Source organism: Actinomadura sp. HBU206391 (assembly GCF_014323665.1).
GTDB lineage: Bacteria > Actinomycetota > Actinomycetes > Streptosporangiales > Streptosporangiaceae > Actinomadura_C.
The window spans coordinates 1-2,736 of the sequence record NZ_JABVEB010000468.1; the positions used below are offsets into that span (position 1 = coordinate 1).

Below are 2,736 nucleotides of genomic sequence, written 5' to 3' on the forward strand. Positions count from 1 at the left end.
ACGACCTGTCCTCGCTGCGCACCGGGATCATGGCAGGGTCGCCATGCCCGGTGGAGGTGATGAAGCAGGTCATCGAGCGCATGGGGATGGCCGAGGTGTCCATCTGCTACGGCATGACCGAGACCTCGCCCGTGTCCACGCAGACCCGGGTCGACGACTCGCTGGAACGGCGGGTGTCCACCGTCGGCCGGGTTCAGCCGCACCTCGAGGTCAAGGTCATCGACCCGGAGTCCGGCAGGACCGTGCCGCGGGGCATGCCCGGTGAGCTGTGCACCCGGGGGTACTCGGTGATGCTGGGCTACTGGGAGGAGCCGGACAAGACCGCCGAGGCGATCGACCGGGCCCGATGGATGCACACGGGCGACCTGGCGGTCATGGACGACGAGGGCTACGTCAACATCACCGGTCGCATCAAGGACATGGTGATCCGCGGTGGCGAGAACGTCTATCCGCGCGAGATCGAGGAGTTCCTCTACGGTCATCCGGACATCCTCGACGCGTCCGTGGTCGGCGTCCCCGACGCCAAGTACGGCGAGGAGCTGATGGCGTGGATCCGGCTGAGACCGGGCGCCGAGCCGCTGACGGTGGAGGCGCTGCGCGAGTTCTGCGCCGGCCGTCTCGCGCACTACAAGATCCCGCGGTACGTGCACCTGGTCGACGAGTTCCCGATGACCGTCACCGGAAAGATCCGCAAGGTCCAGATGCGCGCCGAGGCCCTCGACATCCTCGGCCTGCCCACCTGACGCAACCCTGCGGGCCCCTCACGGCGCCCACCCGGATGCCGCGGCCGTGCGGGTCAGGGCAGCAGGCCCGCGCGACGGCCCGCCGCGACCGCCTCCAGGCGGGTCCGGCCGCCGAGCTTGCGCATGGCCGAACGCAGATAGCTCTTGACGGTCTCGGGGAGCACGCCGAGTTGCTGGGCGGTCTCCGCGTTGGTGCAGCCGATGGCGACGTACGACAGCACGTCGAGCTCACGGGCGGACAGCACCGGCCGTGGAGTGGGCGGGCCGGCGGCCGGGCCGGCCGGCTCGGCCGCGCCGGCCAGCCGGTCTGACGCCGACAGCAGCCGGGCCTTCAGCTCGGCATCGGCGATCTGCCCGGCGATGCCGCGCAACTCCGCGTGCAGGGCGCGGACCTCTTCCCACCGGGCCGACTCGGCGCGGTGCTCCGGCGCCGGGCCGGACTGCTGAAGGCGGGCGAGCCGGTCATAGGCCTCATCGCGCACGGCCAGATCCTGCTCGAGGTCGCGCGCGGCCTCGACGGCCGAGGCGATGACCCGGTCGGCCAGTGCCAGCGGTTCGCGCAGCGCGCCGTACAGAACGGCCCGAACCCGGCGGCGGACGACGACCGGTACGGCCACCACCGACAGCAGCCCCTCGACGGTCACGGGGCGGTCGTAGTCGTGACTGATGGCGCCCGACTTCGGGTAGTCGCTGACCCAGACCGGCCGCGCGACCGCCATGGCCTTGCCGCCGAGCCCCGACCCCTGCCTGATCACCAGGCCGTTGAGCGCGTCGGTCGTGTTGCCCATCAGTTCGGTGATGCGGAATCGCTGCCGGCCGGCGAGCGCCCCGCCGAACACGACGGGCAGGCCGGTCACGCGATGCAGGGTCAGAAGCGCCGTGCGTACCGAGCCGACATCGTCACCCATGAGAGCAGCATGCCCCCTATCGACTGGTTCGACCAGAGCCTCCACCGTGCGTGCCCCTGCCCGTGATCATGCAGTTGTGCGCGGCCATGTTCCGTGCCGCGAGCCGCCGCGGGCGCGAACAACTGCATGATCACGGGAGGGTGGAGGTGGGCGGGCCGGTCGGCGTCTCGCATCGACTGACTCCCGGAGAGGCTTGGGTACATCGGTGGCGCGCAGGACTCCGCAGGAGAAGAAGCGGCTGAGTTACCGCAAGGACCGGCGGAACGTTCACGGCGAGAAGGCGGCCGAGCGGATCGGGCGTATCCGGCGGCGGTTGCGCGAGCCCGCGCCCTGACGGTAGCCCCCTGCCCGTCACCGAACAACATGATCACGGCGGACGTCCGTCTGCCGTGATCATGCACTTGTACGCACCAGGGTGATCCGGCAAATCGATCACCGGCTATGAAAATCGCCGGAGGCATCGCGTGCGCCCCGCATCGGCGCCGCGAACAACTGCGTGATCACGGCTGGATCGGTGTGGGTCTGACCAGGCGGGTGACGGCTTCGCGGACCAGCGAGCGGACCTCCTCGGGGTCGTCGAGTTGGCTGCCGACCACGAGGCCGTCCCGCAGCACCGCGAGCGTCGCGGTGGTACGTTCCACGTCCGGATGCGCCGCCGCCGTCAGAAGGTCGCGGAGCAGGCCCCGGAACCAGCTCCGGTGCTCGGTGACCACTTGGCGCACCGGATGGCCCGGGTCGGGATACTCGACCGCCGCGTTGATGAACGCGCACCCGCGGAACCCCGGGCCGCATCCGAGCTCGCCGATGGCCTCGAACACTGCGAGGAGCACCTCTGTCGGCGGTATGCCACTGGCCTGTACCTCATGCACCGCCGCCCGCTGCCGTCGGCTCTGTTCGGCGAGGTAGACGCGGACGAGGTCGTCCTTGGCCGGGAAGTGACTGTAGAAGGTGGCCTTCGCGACCCCGGCCTCAGCGATGATCCGGTCGATCCCCACGGCACGGATGCCCTCGGCGTAGAAGAGCAGGCCGGCGGTCCTCAGGATCCGGCGGCGGGCGGGGCTCTCCTGACCGGCCCCCGCCGGCAG

The 2,736-nt window shown here is 70.7% G+C and carries 4 protein-coding genes; 2 read left to right on the forward strand and 2 right to left on the reverse strand.

Features of this window, described 5'->3' with window-relative positions:
• On the forward strand, nt 1-743 hold a 743-nt coding region (locus HKK72_RS38390; RefSeq protein WP_187239289.1), incomplete at its 5' end, for an AMP-binding protein.
• 53 nt (nt 744-796) lie between these two features.
• Here the strand turns inward: HKK72_RS38390 and HKK72_RS38395 are convergent.
• Nucleotides 797-1,651, reverse strand: coding sequence for a helix-turn-helix transcriptional regulator (locus tag HKK72_RS38395; RefSeq protein ID WP_187239290.1), 855 nt, complete (start codon nt 1,649-1,651; stop codon nt 797-799).
• Between the two features lie 205 nt (nt 1,652-1,856).
• Here HKK72_RS38395 and HKK72_RS41895 point away from each other — a divergent pair, with 205 nt between their 5' ends.
• The gene (locus tag HKK72_RS41895) at nt 1,857-1,985 is read left to right on the forward strand and encodes a hypothetical protein (protein ID WP_261987594.1); all 129 of its coding nucleotides are present in this window, start codon (nt 1,857-1,859) and stop codon (nt 1,983-1,985) included.
• Between the two features lie 166 nt (nt 1,986-2,151).
• Here the strand turns inward: HKK72_RS41895 and HKK72_RS38400 are convergent.
• Nucleotides 2,152-2,736 (reverse strand): TetR/AcrR family transcriptional regulator (locus tag HKK72_RS38400; protein ID WP_222721667.1); only part of this gene is annotated, 585 nt, incomplete at its 5' end.

Excerpts from the sequence above, each read along its gene's own strand:
- HKK72_RS38395 (WP_187239290.1), bottom strand. The coding sequence starts at position 1,651 with ATGGGTGACGATGTCGGCTCGGTACGCACGGCGCTTCTGACCCTGCAT.